Here is a 15,975-nt window from a genome sequence, read left to right on the forward strand (position 1 = left end):
GGTCGTCGCTCCATATCGGCCATTGGCACGGGGATGCCGTCGAGATGCCGAAACGACTGTACCAACGGCCCAGCGCTTCGGGAGTCGGTTGAGCCAGTGGCGGCAAGGATGCTGATATGGGTGTGTCGATGGCGCTGCGGACCCGCGGCGCCTTTTTCGTGCCACGACACATGTCGTGCGAACTCCCAGGGGGCGGTAGGTGCTGAAGAAGGTGTTCATGGCTCCGGATCCGGGCCGGATCCGGCTGCGATTCGCGGCGCGGGCCGTGGTCGGCATCGGGCTGGCCGTCGTCGTCTGCGGCCTCGCCGGGCACTCGCTCACCGGCACGATCACCGGCGGGCTCGCCGCGCTCCTCGCCTTGTTCACCGTCACCGACGCGACCGTCCGCGGGCAGGCCGTCACCACGGTGCTGCTGCCCGCCGCCGGCCTGCCGGTGCTCGCCGCCGCCGCGCTGCTCCAGGACCAGCCGGTCGCCCGCGACCTCGCCTTCCTCGCCGTGGTCGGGCTGGGCGTGTACGCCAGGCGCTGGGGCCCCCGCGGGCACAGCCTCGGCGTCTTCGCCTTCATGACCTACTTCGCGGCCCAGTTCCTGCACCCCGACACCGCCCAGCTGCCGGAGCTGTGCGTCTCCGTGCTGCTGTCCGTGGGGACCGCGGCGGCGGTGCGGTTCGGGCTGTGGTGCTACGAGCGCCGGCTCCCCCCGGCGGTCGTGCCGGCACCGCCCGGCGGCACGGGCCTGGCCCGCGTCACCACCCGTCAGGCGGTCCAGGCGACCGCCGGCTCCGGCTTCGCCCTGCTCGTCGGCCAGCTGGTCTCCGGGGAGCGCTGGTACTGGGCGGTCGGCGCCACATGGTGGGTCTTCGTCAACACCACCTCGCGCGGCGAAACCCTGGTGCGCGGCTTCCGCCGGGTGCTGGGCACGGTCGTCGGCGCCGGGCTCGCGCTGCTCGTCGCCGTTCCCGCGCACGGCGACGGACCGGTCACGGCCCTGGTCGTCGCCGTCTCCGTCTTCGGCATCTTCTACACGGCGGCCGTCTCGTACACCTGGATGATGCTCTGGGTGACGGTGCTCGCCGCCATGCTCTACGGCCTCCTCGGCGTGCTCACGCCGGCTCTGCTGGGCCTGCGGATGGTGGAGACCGGCGTGGGTGCGCTGGGCGCCGCCCTGGCGGTGGTGTTCGTGCTGCCGGTGTCCACCCACAGCGTCACCGACGCCTGGATCCAGCGGGCCCTGCGCTGCGTCCGCGCCTGCACCGCGCAGACGGCCGCACGCCTGGCCGGGGCACCGGACGGCGACCCGGCGCCCACGGTCACGGAGCTGGAGCAGCTCCTCGCCCGGGTACGCCTGTCGGTGGCGCCGCTCGTGCACCCGCTCAACCCCATGCTCGGCCGCAAGCGGCGGGCGCGCCGGGTGCTCGCGCTGCTCGACGACTGCGCCCGGGAGATCCGCGGCCTCGTCGCGGTGGCCGCCGACCCGGAGGCCTCGCACGACGCCCGCCTGGCCGCGGCCTGCTGGCGCGTGGAGGCGGCCGTCGAGGCCCTCACGGGCGGCCGGGACATCGAAATCCGCACGGCACCGCCCGCGACGGAACCGGCCCTGGCGCACCTCCACAGCCTGGAACGCGCCCTCGCCGAACTCTCCACCCCCCTCCGCACCCCACCGGGCTCCCCTCTCGTAGGCACCTGACCCGCCCGCCCCACCGGCCCGCTTCCATGGGCCGCACGCCGGTGGCCGCCGGCGTGCAGCCCGATGCGGCCCACCTCGGGCGCCGCACCCGGCTCGGCTCGCAGACCTGGGGCGCGCCGGACTCGGGCTTGCGTCGCGGACGGCGGGCGCAACCGAGCGCTCGGTCGAGCCTCGCCCCTGTGCACTGCCGTCGGCCCACGCGCTCGTCACGGTGACAGCCGGGCGACCGCTTCAGTGGGGTGCCGGCGCGGCCGTGCGGCGCCAGACGGTCCGACGCGTCCGCGACCCGCCGACGCCGCCTTCTGCCCGGTGGCGCGCGCAGTCCGGACACGTGCGCCTGCGGCACCGGCTCTCCGGGACAGGCCTGCCCGGCCATGAGCCGGCCCCGTGCCGACGAGGCCCGTACCGCCCAGGGCCGGCGGGGCGACCGCATGACGGGGTCCGGCCGTCGGGCGTGCCGTGCCGCGGCTGAGCGCGGCCGGCCGGCCGCGTGCGCCGTGTACGTCGAAGGGCCCGCTCCGGTTGATCGGAGCGGGCCCTCTCGGCGTCCTGCGGAATAACTGTGGCGTCAGCGGGCCGGCGTGCTCTGGGCCTGCTGCGGGGCGATGCCCAGAGCGGTCGTGTACTTGGCGAGAGCCAGCTTGCCGATCGCCGGGTACGGGCCCAGCGCCTCGGACGCGGGGCAGCCCGCCTCCCTCGCGGCCTCCTCGACCAGCGAGGCGTCGATCTCCGGGCCGATCAGGTACGGCGCCAGCGCCAGCTGCTGCGAACCGGCGTTGCGCAGCTGCTCGGCCACGGAGGCGATGGAGCCCTCCTGGTCGAGGGCCGCGGCCATCACCGGCACGGCGAGGCGCGCGGCGAGCAGCATGCCGGTGATACCGGCCGCCTGCACCGCCTCGTCGCCGCCCACGGACGCGAGGATGATGCCGTCCGCGGCGGTCGCCACGGTGAACAGCCGGGCGCGGTCGGCACGCGCCAGACCCGCCTCGGACAGCCGCACGTGCAGCGCCTCGGCGAGCAGCGGGTGCGGCCCCAGCACATCGGTCAGCTCGGCGGCGACCCGGCTGTCCATCACGGCCTGACGGATCCGGCGCAGCAGCGCGCTGTCCGGGCCGGCGAGCAGCGGGACGACGACGGCGACCGGGCCGTCGGGCTCCTTGACGTCCGAGCCGGCGGCGCGCGCCTGCTCGTAACGGGCGGTGCGCTCCTCGGCCGCGCGCGCGAGGACGGACGTCAGCGAGGGGTACTCCTCGTCGCCGCCGTCGAGGTGGCCGATCCGGGCGTCGAGACCGGGCAGCTCGGAACGTGCGATGCTCACGACCTCGTCGGCGAGCGAGCGGGTGGCACTACTGGGCGTACCCGGCACGGCGAGGACGAGCGCGGGCGCGTCCTCGGGAGCCACCAGAGGTTCGGGACGGCGGTGCCGTCCGGGCTGGCGGGGGCGCGGCATTCGTACGGGCAGGCCGGACGCGGGCCCAGTGGGGGTGCTCATGTTGCGGCATGTTAGTGGCTTCCCGGGCTCCCCTGTTCGGGGAGGGTGCAGGTGAGCGGTATCCGTCCGGTTTTGTCGGATGAGTTACGTACGGGTGTCGGCTGTGCGGGTGATCTCCTCGACTCCCGCGCCGGTCACACACAGCATCTTCTCGTCACGCGGAAGAGTCAGGTGACCTGCGGCGAGGTCCTCGGCGATCCGCACCGCGCCGTGCAGCGGATCCCCCTCCGCGTCGACCCGGCGCACCCCGGGCAGCCGCTCCGCCAACCGCTCGTCCAGCGGCCCCAGAAGCGCATCACCCAGCCCGAACAGACCGCCGGTGCACCCGACCACACGCTCACCCTCGGCGGGGCACACGGCCGCGGCGGAATCGGCCATGTGACGGGCCGCCTCCCGCAGGACGTCCGCGGCCACCGGGTCCCCGTCCACCGCGCACGCGCCCACGCGCGGGGCGAACGAGGCGAGCACGGCCGCCCTGTCGTCCCGCGGATACACCTGGCCGGGCAGCCCGGTCACCGGCCCGAACAGCTCCTCGGCGGCCGCCAGCAGCCGCGCGGAGCCCCCGTCCCGTCCGTCGTGCGCGCGCAGCGCGGCCTCCAGACCCGCCCGCCCGATCCACGCACCGCCGCCGCAGTCGCCGAGCAGATGACCCCAGCCGTCCGCCCGCCGCCAGCCGGCCAGATCGGTGCCGACCGCGATCAGGCCCGTACCCGCCGCGATCACCGCACCGGGCCGGGGCCCGAGCGCACCCACGTACGCCGTCACCGCGTCGGCGGCCAACGCCACGCGGCCGACGCCCAGTTCGCGGGCCAGCCCGCCCGGCAACTCCGCGCGCAGCGCGTCACCCAGGCTGGCCATCCCCGCCGCGCCGATCGCGGCCGTGTCCAGCCGCTCCAGCCCCGCCTCGGCGCACAACGCCCGCGCCATCGGCACCAGTTGCCCCATGAAGTGACCGGGGTCGAGACCCCGGTCACCGGTGCGCACCGGCACGTCCGAGGACGCCCGGGCCAGCGGACCGCGCCCGCGCACTCCGACGACGGCCCGCAGGCCCGAGCCGCCGGAGTCCACGGCGAGGTACCCCGCCGCGGTCACGGCAGGCGCCAGTCCACCGGCTGCCCGCCCTGACGGACCAACAGGTCGTTGGCCCGGCTGAACGGGCGTGAGCCGAAGAACCCGCGGTCCGCGGACATCGGCGACGGGTGCGCCGACTCCACGGCGGGCAGGTCACCCAGCATCGGGCGGCAGTTGCGGGCGTCACGCCCCCACAGGATGGAGACCAGGGGCTTGCCCCGTGCCGCCAGCGCGCGTATCGCCTGCTCGGTGACCTCCTCCCAGCCCTTGCCACGGTGGGCGCCGGGCTTGCGCGGGGCCGTCGTCAGCGCCCTGTTGAGCAGCAGCACGCCCTGCTCGGTCCACGGGGTGAGGTCGCCGCTCGACGGCTGGGGCAGGCCCAGGTCGTCGTTCAGTTCGCGGAAGATGTTGATCAGGCTGCCGGGCAGGGGGCGTACGTCGGGTGCGACGGAGAAACTGAGGCCCACCGCGTGCCCCGGGGTGGGGTACGGGTCCTGCCCGACGATCAGGACGCGTACCTCGTCGAAGGGCTGCTGGAAGGCCCGCAGAACGTTCGCCCCCGCAGGGAGGTAGGTACGTCCCGCGGCGATCTCCGCGCGGAGGAAGTCCCCCATCGCGGCGATCCGTCCCGCCACCGGTTCGAGGGCCTGCGCCCAGCCCGCTTCGACAATCTCGTTCAAGGGTCGTGGTGCCACGGGCGTCACCCTACTGCCGTGACGTCGGCGGAGATCAACCCGTGGCCCGGACCTGGCGGTATCCGCACGTACCTCACCCGACGACCGCGGCCCGCACGCACAGCACGTCCGGCAGGTGGGAGGCCAACTGGCGCCAGCTGTCCCCGTCGTCGGCGGACGCGAACACCTCGCCGTTGCGGTTGCCGAAGTAGACGCCCGCCGGGTCGGCGTCGTCGCTGCACATCGCGTCGCGCAGCACCGTGCCGTAGTGGTCCTCCTGCGGCAGCCCCGCCGACAGCGGCTCCCAACTGCCCCCGGCGTCCGCCGTACGGTAGACGCGGCATCGTCGGCCGGCCGGCACCCGGTCGGCGTCGGCGTTGATGGGGAACACGTAGGCGGTGCCGCCGCGACGCGGGTGGGCCACCATGGCGAACCCGAAGGTCGACGGCAGTCCCTCGCCGATGTCCGTCCACTTCCCGCCCGCGTCGTCGCTGCGGTAGACCCCCCAGTGGTTCTGCAGATACAGCCGGTCCGGGTCCGCCGCGTCCCGGGCGACCTTGTGCACGCACTGCCCGAACTCCGCGTCCGGGTCCGGCAGGAACACCGCGGACACCCCCGAGTTGGACGGGGTCCAGCTCGCGCCGCCGTCCTGGGTGCGGAACACGCCCGCCGTGGAGACGGCGACCGTCACCGCCCGCGGGTCACGCGCGTCGGTCAGCACCGTGTGCAGGCCCTCACCGCCGCCGCCCGGCACCCACTTGGAGCGGGTGGGGTGCTCCCACAGCGGCCGGACCAGCTCGAAGGACTCCCCGCGGTCCTCCGAGCGGTACAGCGCGGCCGGTTCCGTCCCCGCGTACACCACGTCCGGCTCGGCGGCGGCCGGGTGCAGCTGCCAGACCCGCTCCAGCGAAGCGCCCGTGTCCGGTGGGAACTTGACGGCGGGGCGGGCCGGTTCGGTCCAGCTGCGGCCCAGGTCGTCCGAGTGGAACACCGACGGTCCCCAGTGCGCGCTGTCCCCGCCCGCGAGCAGTCGGGGGTTCGGCCCCCGCGTGTCGATCGCGACCGAGTACACGGCCTGCGCGTTGAAGTAGGGGGACTCGTCGAACTCCCAGGAGCCGCCTCGCCGGCGCCCGATGAACAGGCCCTTGCGGGTGCCCACGGCCAGCAGTACCTCGGTCATGCCGATCACCTCCGTGACGTCGCCTTCGACGTCCTCGATCAGGACACCGGTCAGTGTGCACCCCACCACTGACAGTGACCCCCGGACGCGCCCTCACCGCAGGTCACAGCGGTGAGGCGGCCGAACGCCGAAGGCGCGACGACCCGCCCGCACGGCGACCGGACCCGACCCGGCTCAGCCCGTCCCGACCGGGGCTCGGCCCCGCCCCGCCCCCCGGCTCACACCAGCCCCGGCAGCGCCCGCCCCACGATCGCGTCCAGACCGGCCCCCGCCGGCAGCGTCCCGAAGGCGTGCCCCCAGTCGCCGCCGAGCCGGGTGGCGCAGAAGGCGTCCGCCACCGCGGCCGGTGCGTGCCGCACCAGCAGGGACGCCTGCAGCGTCAGCGCCATCCGCTCCACCAGCCGCCGGGCCGTCACTTGCGACTGCTCGCCCAGCTGGTCCTTCAGACCGGCCACGGCCGCGTCCAGCCGGGCGTCCGCGCCATGGGTGAGAGCCAGTTCGTCGAACAGCGCCTGGGCGGTCGCCGGGTCACGGCCGACCGCCCGCAGCACGTCGAGGGCGTTGACGTTGCCCGAGCCCTCCCAGATCGACAGCAGCGGGGCCTCGCGGTAGTGCCGGGGCATGCCCGACTCCTCGACGTACCCGTTGCCGCCGAGGCACTCCAGCGCCTCGGCGGTGAAGGCCGGGCCCCGCTTGGTGACCCAGTATTTGCCGACGGCCGTCGCTATGCGCCGGAACGCGGCCTCCTTCTTGTCCCCGCGCACCGCGCGGTCCGCCGCGCCGGCCAGCCGCAGGGTGAGGGTGGTGGCGGCCTCGGACTCCAGCGCGAGATCGGCCAGCACGTTGCGCATCAGCGGCTGGTCCAGCAGACGCGCACCGAAGGCGGAGCGGTGCCGCGCGTGGTGGCCCGCCTCGACGAGCGTCTTGCGCATCAGGGCGGCCGACATCATCACGCAGTCCAGCCGGGTGCAGTTGACCATCTCGACGATGGTCTTCACGCCCTGGCCCTCGGGCCCGACCAGCCAGGCGACGGTGCCGTCGAACTCGGGCTCGGAGGAGGCGTTGGAGCGGTTGCCCAGCTTCTCCTTGAGACGCTGGATGCGGAAGGTGTTGCGGGTGCCGTCGGGCAGCACCCGGGGCACCAGGAAGCAGGACAGCCCTCCCGGGGCCTGGGCCAGCACCAGGAAGACGTCGCACATCGGTGCCGAGGTGAACCACTTGTGGCCGCGCAGGGTGTAGACGCCGGGCTCGGTGGTCGGCGTGGCGGCGGTGGTGTTGGTCCGGACGTCGGAGCCGCCCTGCTTCTCGGTCATGCCCATGCCGGCCAGCAGTCCGCGCTTCTCGGCCGGCACGCGCAGCCCCGGGTCGTACTCACGGCTCGTCAGCAGCGGCTCGTAGATCTTCGCCAGCTCGGGCTGCCGGCGCAGGGCGGGGACCGCCGCGTACGTCATGGACGTGGGGCAGCCGTGTCCCGCGTCGGTGTGACCCCACACCAGTCCGCCCGCCGTGCGGGCCACGTGCGCGCCGGGGCGGTCGTCCGCCCAGGGGGAGCCGGCCAGTCCTTCGATGACGGCCGTCCGCATCAGGTGGTGCCAGCTCGGGTGGAAGTCGACCTCGTCGACGCGGTGCCCGTACCGGTCGTGCGTGCGCAGCTCGGGCTCGTGACGGTTGGCCTGGTCGGCCCACTCCTGGGCCTCCTCGGTGCCCGCGAGTCGTCCGAGGCGGCGCAGGTCCTCCTCCGCCCAGCCGGCCCCCTCCCGGCGCAGTCCCTCCAGCAGGGCGGCGTCGTCGGACGCATCGTAGGGGGCCGGGGGAGGAGGCTGGTTGGTGACGTCGTGCGTGGCTCCGCCGGTGACGTCGAGTCCGAAGGGGGCCTGCTGCGGCTCGTCCGCGCGTGTGAGGGTCATGGCTGAGTGTTGCACTATTCCCGCGAGCGCATCAATAGTGCAACACATCAACACGTCAGCGCACGTCCCCCTCAGCCGTGCCGGTCGATCAGCGCCCTGTACGGCGTACCGTGCCACGTCGTCCGACGCTGCCGTCGCGTGCGGCCCGCCGAGGCGGGTGGCGTCGCCGAACCCGGTGTACGCGTGGACCAGGAACGGCCGCTCCGGCCACCCCTGAAGGCGGTCCAGGGCCGCCGCCACACGGTCCGGATAGTCGGGCGGCCCGGCCCTCGTGGGCCATGACAGCGCCCCGCTCCGCAGCTCCTCGATCACCGAGTCGACCCACGCGGTCTCGGCGCGTGCGAGGCTCAACGCGTACTCGGCTTCGACGACGTACATGAGGGGGACACGCGCCGCGAGGGCGTCCGCGAGCTTCCCCTCGTCCTCGGCGGTCCGCTGCCGCAGGCGCCGCCCGCGCTCGGTCAGCGCCTCCACCGCGCCGTCCCGGCCGAGGGCGTGTGGCCTCACCTGGCGGAAACCTGGCGCGATGGGGGGCCTAAAGTACGGCTCCATGGGGACCGACGACCCGGTGGAGCCGGCACCGGAAGAAGCGCCGCTGCGCCCGCTCTCCGCGCGGTCGGTGATCCTCAGTCTGCTGCTGGGCACGCACCCGCCCGAGCTTCCGGCGCGCGAGCTCGGACGGCTGGTGGAGGGCTTCGATGTCGGCGGTTCGACGCTGCGGGCGGCGCTCAGCCGGATGGTGGCCGCCGGTGACCTGCGGCGCACCGAGATCGGCTACCGCCTGAGCAGCCGGCTGCTGGAGCGCCAGCGCCGCCAGGACGAGTCCGTACGGCCGCGTACGCGCGCGTGGGGAGGGGACTGGGAGCTGGTGGTCGTCACCGCGACCGGGCGAGGCCCCGCCGAACGGGCGGAGCTGCGCACCAGGCTGACCGGTCTGCGCCTCGCCGAGCTGCGCGAGGGGGTATGGCTGCGCCCCGCCAACCTGGACCGCCCGCTCCCCGCCGGACTGGACGAGGTGGCCGAACGCGGCACCACCCGCCCCGCACGGCCCGCCGCCGAACTCGCCGCGCTCCTCTGGCCCTTGGACGCCTGGTCGGACGCGGCGCGTGCGCTGCTCGGGCACGTCGGGCGCGCCGGGCGTCCGGCCGAGCGGCTGACCCTGTTCGCGGCCGTGGTGCGCCATCTCCTCGCCGACCCCGTGCTGCCCGCGCTCCTGCTGCCCCCGGACTGGCCCGGCGACGAGCTGCGGGCGGCGTACGCGGACTACCGGCGGGAGCTGGAGGGCGAGGTGCGTTCGCTGGTGGGCGGGGTCTGACCGCACGCGGCCGGACGTATGGCGGCCGGCAGCCGTAGGGGACGCCACCAGGGACGCCCCCGACGGACGCCGGCGCCCCGGGAACCTGTGAGAGGTGTCCGGGCCGCCGGTGCGAGGGTGTGGGCGGTGGGCAGGTCAGACGGAGCGGTGGTACTGGTCCGGCACGCGGACCCGCGCGTCCAGCTCGCGGGCGGCCTGCCGGGCCCAGGAGGGGTTGCGCAGCAGCTCACGGCCGAGCAGTACCGCGTCGGCCTCGCCGTTGGCGAGAGTCTTCTCCGCCTGCTCGGCGTCCGTGATCAGACCCACGGCGGCGACGGGCATCGGGGTCTCCTGGCGCACCCGCGCGGCGAACGGCACCTGGTAGCCGGGGCCGGTCGGGATGCGGACGCCGGGGGCGTTGCCGCCGGTGGAGACGTCGAGCAGGTCGATGCCGCGGGCGTGCAGGTCGGCGGCGAGGCGGACGGTGTCGTCCGGGGTCCAGCCGTCCGCGTCCAGCCAGTCCGTGGCGGAGACGCGGAAGAACAGCGGCTTGTCGTCCGGCCACTCCTCGCGCACGGCGTCCACCACCTCGAACGCGAACCGCGTCCGGTTCTCGTACGAACCTCCGTAGGCGTCGGTGCGGTGGTTGGAATGCGGGGAGAGGAACTCGTTGATCAGGTAGCCGTGGGCGCCGTGGATCTCTGCGATCTCGAAACCGGCCGCGAGCGCCCTGCGGGCGGCGGCGCGGAACTGGCCGACGATCTCCCGGATCTGCTCCGTGCTCAGCTCGTCCGGCACCTGGTGGCGCTCGTCGAAGGCGACCGCGGTGGGTGCGACCGGCTGCCAGGCGCGGTCGTCCGGTCCGAGCGGAGCCCCGCCCTTCCATGGCCGGTCGGTCGCGGCCTTGCGTCCGGCGTGCGCGAGCTGGATGGCCGGCACGGTGCCCTGCGCGGCGAGGAAGCGGGTGATCCGGCGGAACGCCTCGACCTGGGTGTCGTTCCAGATGCCCAGGTCGTACGGCGAGATGCGGCCCTCGGGCGACACCGCCGTGGCCTCGGCGACGATCAGACCCGCACCGCCGGTGGCGCGGGCGGCGTAGTGCGCGAAGTGCCAGTCGTTCGGGGCGCCGGCCTCCGGGCCGTCCGGCGCAGCGGAGTACTGGCACATCGGGGCCATCCACACGCGGTTGGGGATCGTCAGGGCGCGCAGGGTGTACGGCTCGAAGAGCGTGCTCACGATGAGCTCCATTCGGCGGAGACGGCGGGTGTGCGACTCGTACGATAGCCGTCGTAGTACGGCGGATGTCAAACTACGAAGGTTCTCGTACAATGAGGGCTCCCGGAGCACCATGGAGCCGCCGTGACGACCGCCCTTCCCAGCCGCCGCGTCCTGCCCCACCCCGCGCGGGACGAGGTCCGGCTGGAGTCCGTGCTGCACGCGCTGTCCGACCCTGTCCGGATGCGCATCGTCAGCGAACTCGCGGACGCCGAGGCCGCGCTGTCCTGCTCCTACTTCGACCTCCCGGTCACCAAGTCCACCACCACGCACCACTTCCGCGTGCTGCGCGAGAGCGGTGTGATCCAGCAGGTCTACGAGGGCACCGCCAAGATGAACGGCCTGCGCCGGGAGGATCTGGACGCCCTGTTCCCCGGCCTCCTCGACGCCCTCCTCGTCGCGGCGCGCCGGCAGGCGGCGCGGGACGCACAGTCCTGACGCGCCGCCCCCGCGCGGTCAGGCGGTGTTCTCGGGGGCGGTGGCGCCGAGGCGGTCCCACAGTCCGGAGAGGTGCGCGTCCAGTACGCCCCCGGCCTCCTTCGCCGTCAGGTGCCCGATCAGGACGTGGCTGGTGAGGCCGTCGGTCAGCGCGAGCAGCGTGCGGGCCTCGAGTTCCGCGTCGGCCGGGGCGGTGTCGCCGTCGGCCGGAGCGCTCGCGGCCGCCTCCGTGACGAGGCGGACGAACAGGCCGTGCAGGGCCGCATAACTGCTCCGCAGTGGGGCGGCGAGTGGCGCGCTGACGGCGGCCTGGGCGACGAACGCCAGCCAGATCCGCGCCTCGGCGCGGTGCTCCTCCCGGAGCAGTGCGACCTCGTCGGCCGCGTGCCCCAGCGCGGTGGCGGCCGACTGCGCCGGGCTCGCGCCCAGGCGCGCCCTCACCCGTTCCGTCACGCGCTCGCCGACGTGGTCGACGGCGAAGAGCAGCATCTCCTCCTTGGTGCGGAAGCAGCGCTGCACCGCGCCCAGGGAGACCTGTGCCCGGGCGGCCACGTCCCGCATGCTCACGCCTTCCGGTCCCCGCTCGTCGGCCAGAAGGCAGACGGCCTCGGCGATCCGGCGGCGTCTGCTCTCGTAGTCCACCTGCTTGGGCATGGTCGGTCGGCCCTCCTTATTCCGATACGAGTGTATCGGTTACGGGGTAGGGTCGGGGCACAGGCACTCGGCAGGGAGCGGGAACACGATGAGCGGGCAGAACGCGATGTGGGCCATGACGGCGGCCGGCCAGGCGGCCGCGGTCCGCAGCGGCGAGATCTCGGCGGCCGAGCTGGTCGACAGCCACCTGGACCGCATCGCCGAGGTCAACCCGCGGGTCAACGCGGTGACGCAGCTGATGGCCGACCGGGCCCGCCAGGCCGCCGCGCGCATCGACCGGCGGCGGGCGGCGGGCGAGGAGCCGGGACCGCTGGCCGGTGTGCCGTTCACGGTGAAGGAGACCACCCCCGTCGAAGGGGTGCCGACCACCCTTGGCACGCCACGCTTCCGCGACCTGGTGGCGACGGCCGACGCGCCGCCGGTGGCCCGGCTCCGCGCGGCGGGAGCCGTACCGATCGGCCACAGCAACATGCCCACCCTGGTCCTGGCGGGGATGCACTCCCGCAGCGAGCTGTTCGGCGACACCGTCAACCCGTGGGACCCGAGCCGTACCCCGGGCGGCAGCAGCGGTGGCGACGGGGTGGCCGTCGCCACGGGCATGGCCGCCCTCGGGCTCGGCAACGACGCCGGCGGTTCCGTGCGGATCCCGGCCTCGTTCTGCGGCGTCACGGGGCTGAAGCCGACCCCCGGGCGGTTCCCGGCCGACCACCGCGTCCTCGGGCCGGACGATCCCGGACCCGCCTCGCAGACGCTGGTCACCGACGGGCCCCTGGCCCGTACCGTCGCCGACCTCCGGCTGGCGTACGAGGCGCTGGCCGGGACCGATCCGCGGGACCCGCGGGCCGTGCCCGTGCCACCGTACGGCGAACCGCTGCCCGGACCGGTCAAGGTCGCGGTCGTGACCGACCCCGGCGGCCGGGGCACGCACCCCACGGTCCGTGAGGCCGTCACGGCGGCGGCCGAGGCGTTGCGCGACGCCGGCTACGACGTGCGCGAGGTGGCGGACGTGCCGCGGCTGGACGAGGCGCTGGAGGCGTACGGGCGGATCACCGTGACCGAGTTCGCGCCCACCTGGCCGGCGGTGCGCCGGCTGCTCGGCGAGGGCGGTGACCGCTACATCGCGATGGCCATGGAAAGAACGCCGCCCACGGACGCGGCCGGACTCACGCGGCTGATGGGGGCCTGGCTCGGCATCCGCCGCTCCTGGGCGGAGTTCCTGGACGCCTACCCGCTGCTGCTCGGGCCGGTGTTCACCGAGCCGCCCGTCGAACCGGGGCTGGAGTCACGCGACGCGGCGGGACGCGAGCGGGTCGCCGACGGGATGCGGCTGTGCGCGGTGACCAGCTTCGTGGGTGTGCCCGCCGTGGCCGTACCGACGGGAACGCGCGACGGACTGCCGTGCGGGGTGCAGGTCGTGGGGCGCGCGTTCCGGGAGGACCTGTGCCTGGCCGCCGCCCAGGAGATCGAGGACCGCCTCGGCGTGCTGACGCCGCTCGACCCCCGTAGGTGACGTCCCGGCCGGGGCCCGGACTACCCGCCCTCGTCCCGGGCCGCGGTCAGCAGTGCCTCCCAGTCGGGGAGTTTGACGACGTCACGCCCCAGGGAGGCGCCCAGGCGGGCCTCGGCGCGCTCGATGGACTGCCAGCCCCGCCACGGCACCGGGTCGACGCCCTGCACCCGCAGGGCCGTCAGCGGGTCGCCGGGCAGATCCCGCCGGGTGAGCGACGGGGCGTCCGCCAGCAGGGACGTCACCGTCTCCTTGGCGCACGAGCGGTTCGTGCCGATGACTCCGGTCGGACCCCGCTTGATCCAGCCCGCCACGTATTCGCCCGGTGCGACCGCACCCTCGCGCAGCACCCGCCCCGCGAGATGCGGCACCGTGCCCGTCGCGGCGTCGAACGGCAGCCCCTCCAGCGGTACGCCCCGGTAGCCGACCGACCGCAGCACCAGCCGGCCCTCGATCACCTCGAAGCGGCCCGTCCCCGTGACCCCGCCCCGTCCGTCCGGCGCCGTCCGCTCGAAGCGCACCGCGCCCACCCTGCCGTCCCGGGCGAGCAGTTCGACCGGGCGGAGGAAGAAGCGCAGCCGGATCAGGCGCCGGACGCCGGGGCGCGCCGGCCCGGTCCAGCCGCGCAGCACCTCGACGTTGCGGCGGCGGGCCGGGGGCAGCCCGGCTGGGTCGGTGAATCCGGGGTCCAGCGCCGCCTCGGCCGCGTCGACCTCGACCCCCGTGTCCGGCAGCGTCCCCAGCTCGCGCAGCTCCTTGGTGGTGAAGCGGGCCTGCGACGGACCCCGTCGGCCCACCATGTGGATGCCCGTCACCTCGCTCGCCGCGAGCGCGGTCAGCGCGCCGTGCGGCATGTCGGTCGGGCTCAGCTCACCCGCCCCGCGGGCCAGCATGCGGGCGACGTCCACGGCGACGTTCCCCACGCCGACGACCACCGCCGACCGCACCCCGTGCAGGAACCCCGTGTCCGCGGCGTCCGGGTGCGCGCTGTACCAGGACACGAACTCGGTCGCCGACCAGCTGCCTGGCAGCTCCTCGCCCGGGATGCCCAGCCGCCGGTCCGTGGCGGCACCCACGCAGTACACCACCGCGTGGTACAGCTCCCGCAGCCGGGCGGGCGGCACCCCGTCCGGGCCGACCCGGACCGCGCCCAGGAAGCGCACGCGCTCGTGCTCCAGCACCGCGCGCAGGTTGTTCTGCAGCGACTTGATCTTCTCGTGGTCCGGTGCCACGCCGTAGCGGACCAGACCGTAGGGGCACGGCAGGCGGTCCAGGACGTCGACGCGTACCTGGGGATCGAGCTGGACGAGGCTCTGCGCGGTGTAGCACCCGCTGGGCCCGGATCCGACGACGGCGACACGCAGCACGCGGAACTCCTCACCCCGGGGGATCGACAGGAGATCGCCGATGCCTCCAGCATGGCACCGTCCGCACTCCGCTGACAGGGTGCCGTCGGCCGTCCGGGGTGCGTGTTCCTACAGAGGTGAACTGATCACACGGTTACGTTGCCTGTGTGCTCGAGGCATCTTTTCTTCAACTTTCCGATCGCTCTCCGGCGGAGGGTGCGGTGTCCGTGTGGCCCGCGTGGGAGGTGCGGGAGGGCGAGCGGGCCACCCGGTGGCTCCATGTGCGGGTGGCCTTCCGCGACGGGGCCACGATCGAGGCGCTGGCGACGGTGTGCGAGGGGTGGGTCTGCGTGGAGGACGTCCAGGCCCGCCCGGCGCTCGCCCTGGAGGACCTGGCCGTGTTCGCCGACTGGATCGAGGGACCGCTGGCCGAGGCGTGCGGCGCCGAGCCGAAACCGGACCGCGAGGAGGACGCCGGCGGTGCGCACCGGGGCGGCTCCGGCCCGTCCGGCGGGCGGGCGCAGTGGCCGCTGGTGGCCCGCACCTACCGCGCGGCGCAGGAACGCGGCGCCGATCCGGTCCTCGCGGTGATGGACCGGACCGGGTACAGCCGGCGCGGGGCGCTGCGGCTCATCGGGCGGACGCGCGACGCGGGTCTGCTCTCCCCGCGCCACGCCCGCCGCTGAGCGGCGCGTCCTCCGGGCGGAGCGTCACAGCAGGTCGCGCATCCGGTTGATCTCGCTGGTCTGCTGCGCGACCACGTCGTCCGCCATCTCCTCGATCCGGATGTTGTTCCCCTGGCCCTTCACGTCCGTGGCCATGGTGATCGCGCCCTGGTGGTGCGTGATCATCAGTGTCAGGAACAACTGGTCGAAGGCCTTGCCCTCGGCCGCGCGCAACTGCTTCAACTGCGCCTCGGTGGCCATCCCGGGCATCGTCGCGTGGTCGTGCCCGTGCCCCGACTCCTGCTCCGGCTTGCCGTGGGTGCGTAGCCAGCCCCGCATCGCCCCGATCTCCGGCTTCTGCGCCGCGGCGATCCGCTCGGCCAGCTTGACCACCTTCACCGACTCGGCGCGCCCGGGCGCGAGTTCGGTCATGTCCAGCGCCTGCGCGTGGTGCTGGATCATCATCCGCGCGTAGGACACGTCCGCGGAGTTGGGGGAGTCGTCCTCGGTGCGCTGCCGCTGGGCCTCCTCGGCCGACAGGGTCCGGTTCTCCTCGCCGGGCGCGCCGGGTGCGATCACCGAAGGCCCGGTCACGGGAGCGGACTTGGTGTCGTCCGAGTCGGATTCGCAGCCCACGAGCCCGAGGACGGCCAGCGCGGTCAGCCCGGCGGAGACGACGGACAGGCGCGGCACGCGGCGGCGGTGGTGCACATGGACCTCCTGTGGCTGGCGGTATTCCCGCTCGGCGGTGGTGCGGAACACCTCGTGAGTGTCGATGACCGTCC

At 74.5% G+C, this 15,975-nt stretch carries 14 protein-coding genes; 5 read left to right on the forward strand and 9 right to left on the reverse strand.

Annotated features, from left to right (window positions below; genetic code table 11):
- The first annotated feature begins 199 nt into the window (after positions 1-199).
- Positions 200-1,687, forward strand: a complete 1,488-nt coding sequence (locus tag B100_RS0113580) for an FUSC family protein (RefSeq protein WP_024884989.1) — start codon at positions 200-202, stop codon at positions 1,685-1,687.
- Positions 1,688-2,255: 568 nt separating this feature from the next.
- Here the strand turns inward: B100_RS0113580 and B100_RS0113585 are convergent.
- The 5 genes from B100_RS0113585 to B100_RS0113605 all read right to left on the reverse strand — a co-directional run bounded on the left by B100_RS0113585 (position 2,256) and on the right by B100_RS0113605 (position 8,011).
- Positions 2,256-3,179, reverse strand: a complete 924-nt coding sequence (locus B100_RS0113585; RefSeq protein WP_024884990.1) for a hypothetical protein — start codon at positions 3,177-3,179, stop codon at positions 2,256-2,258.
- An 84-nt stretch (positions 3,180-3,263) separates the two neighbouring features.
- A complete protein-coding gene (locus tag B100_RS0113590) occupies positions 3,264-4,271 on the reverse strand; it encodes a BadF/BadG/BcrA/BcrD ATPase family protein (protein WP_024884991.1) in 1,008 nt (335 codons plus the stop codon).
- Positions 4,268-4,945 (reverse strand): uracil-DNA glycosylase, encoded by a 678-nt coding sequence (locus B100_RS0113595; protein ID WP_024884992.1) that lies wholly within the window; start codon positions 4,943-4,945, stop codon positions 4,268-4,270. Before B100_RS0113595 ends, B100_RS0113590 begins: the two co-directional genes overlap by 4 nt.
- 73 nt (positions 4,946-5,018) lie before the next feature.
- Entirely contained in the window at positions 5,019-6,173 is a 1,155-nt protein-coding gene (locus B100_RS0113600; protein ID WP_024884993.1) for a glycosyl hydrolase, read from the reverse strand.
- A 149-nt stretch (positions 6,174-6,322) separates the two neighbouring features.
- Entirely contained in the window at positions 6,323-8,011 is a 1,689-nt protein-coding gene (locus B100_RS0113605; protein ID WP_024884994.1) for a DNA alkylation response protein, read from the reverse strand.
- A 550-nt stretch (positions 8,012-8,561) separates the two neighbouring features.
- Between B100_RS0113605 and B100_RS0113610 the strand changes: the two genes are divergently transcribed.
- Positions 8,562-9,326: a PaaX family transcriptional regulator C-terminal domain-containing protein gene (locus B100_RS0113610; RefSeq protein ID WP_024884995.1), complete on the forward strand. Its 765-nt coding sequence runs from the start codon at positions 8,562-8,564 to the stop codon at positions 9,324-9,326.
- Between the two features lie 135 nt (positions 9,327-9,461).
- Here the strand turns inward: B100_RS0113610 and B100_RS0113615 are convergent, their stop codons facing one another.
- Complete coding sequence (locus B100_RS0113615; protein ID WP_024884996.1) at positions 9,462-10,541, reverse strand: NADH:flavin oxidoreductase/NADH oxidase; 1,080 nt, start codon at positions 10,539-10,541, stop codon at positions 9,462-9,464.
- A 123-nt stretch (positions 10,542-10,664) separates the two neighbouring features.
- On the opposite strand from B100_RS0113615, the gene B100_RS0113620 reads away from it, so the two are divergent.
- Positions 10,665-11,018 carry an ArsR/SmtB family transcription factor gene (locus B100_RS0113620; protein WP_024884997.1) on the forward strand — a complete coding sequence of 118 codons (354 nt, stop codon included), beginning with the start codon at positions 10,665-10,667 and terminating at the stop codon, positions 11,016-11,018.
- Positions 11,019-11,036: 18 nt separating this feature from the next.
- On the opposite strand, the gene B100_RS0113625 is transcribed toward B100_RS0113620, so the two are convergent.
- Positions 11,037-11,672, reverse strand: a complete 636-nt coding sequence (locus tag B100_RS0113625) for a TetR/AcrR family transcriptional regulator (RefSeq protein ID WP_024884998.1) — start codon at positions 11,670-11,672, stop codon at positions 11,037-11,039.
- Between the two features lie 88 nt (positions 11,673-11,760).
- Here B100_RS0113625 and B100_RS0113630 point away from each other — a divergent pair, with 88 nt between their 5' ends.
- Positions 11,761-13,182 (forward strand): amidase, encoded by a 1,422-nt coding sequence (locus B100_RS0113630; RefSeq protein ID WP_024884999.1) that lies wholly within the window; start codon positions 11,761-11,763, stop codon positions 13,180-13,182.
- Between the two features lie 20 nt (positions 13,183-13,202).
- On the opposite strand, the gene B100_RS0113635 is transcribed toward B100_RS0113630, so the two are convergent.
- Complete coding sequence (locus B100_RS0113635) at positions 13,203-14,546, reverse strand: FAD-dependent oxidoreductase (RefSeq protein WP_024885000.1); 1,344 nt, start codon at positions 14,544-14,546, stop codon at positions 13,203-13,205.
- A gap of 200 nt (positions 14,547-14,746) precedes the next feature.
- Between B100_RS0113635 and B100_RS0113640 the strand changes: the two genes are divergently transcribed.
- Complete coding sequence (locus tag B100_RS0113640) at positions 14,747-15,211, forward strand: DUF6214 family protein (protein WP_024885001.1); 465 nt, start codon at positions 14,747-14,749, stop codon at positions 15,209-15,211.
- 24 nt (positions 15,212-15,235) lie between these two features.
- On the opposite strand, the gene B100_RS0113645 is transcribed toward B100_RS0113640, so the two are convergent.
- Complete coding sequence (locus B100_RS0113645) at positions 15,236-15,901, reverse strand: DUF305 domain-containing protein (protein ID WP_037722787.1); 666 nt, start codon at positions 15,899-15,901, stop codon at positions 15,236-15,238.
- Positions 15,902-15,975: the final 74 nt, after the last annotated feature.

Source organism: Streptomyces sp. CNH189 (genome assembly GCF_000527195.1).

Coding starts and splice junctions, on each gene's coding strand:
- B100_RS0113625 (WP_024884998.1), bottom strand. CDS start 11,672: ATGCCCAAGCAGGTGGACTACGAGAGCAGACGCCGCCGGATCGCCGAG.
- B100_RS0113610 (WP_024884995.1), top strand. CDS start 8,562: ATGGGGACCGACGACCCGGTGGAGCCGGCACCGGAAGAAGCGCCGCTG.
- B100_RS0113605 (WP_024884994.1), bottom strand. CDS start 8,011: ATGACCCTCACACGCGCGGACGAGCCGCAGCAGGCCCCCTTCGGACTC.
- B100_RS0113630 (WP_024884999.1), top strand. CDS start 11,761: ATGAGCGGGCAGAACGCGATGTGGGCCATGACGGCGGCCGGCCAGGCG.
- B100_RS0113585 (WP_024884990.1), bottom strand. CDS start 3,179: ATGAGCACCCCCACTGGGCCCGCGTCCGGCCTGCCCGTACGAATGCCG.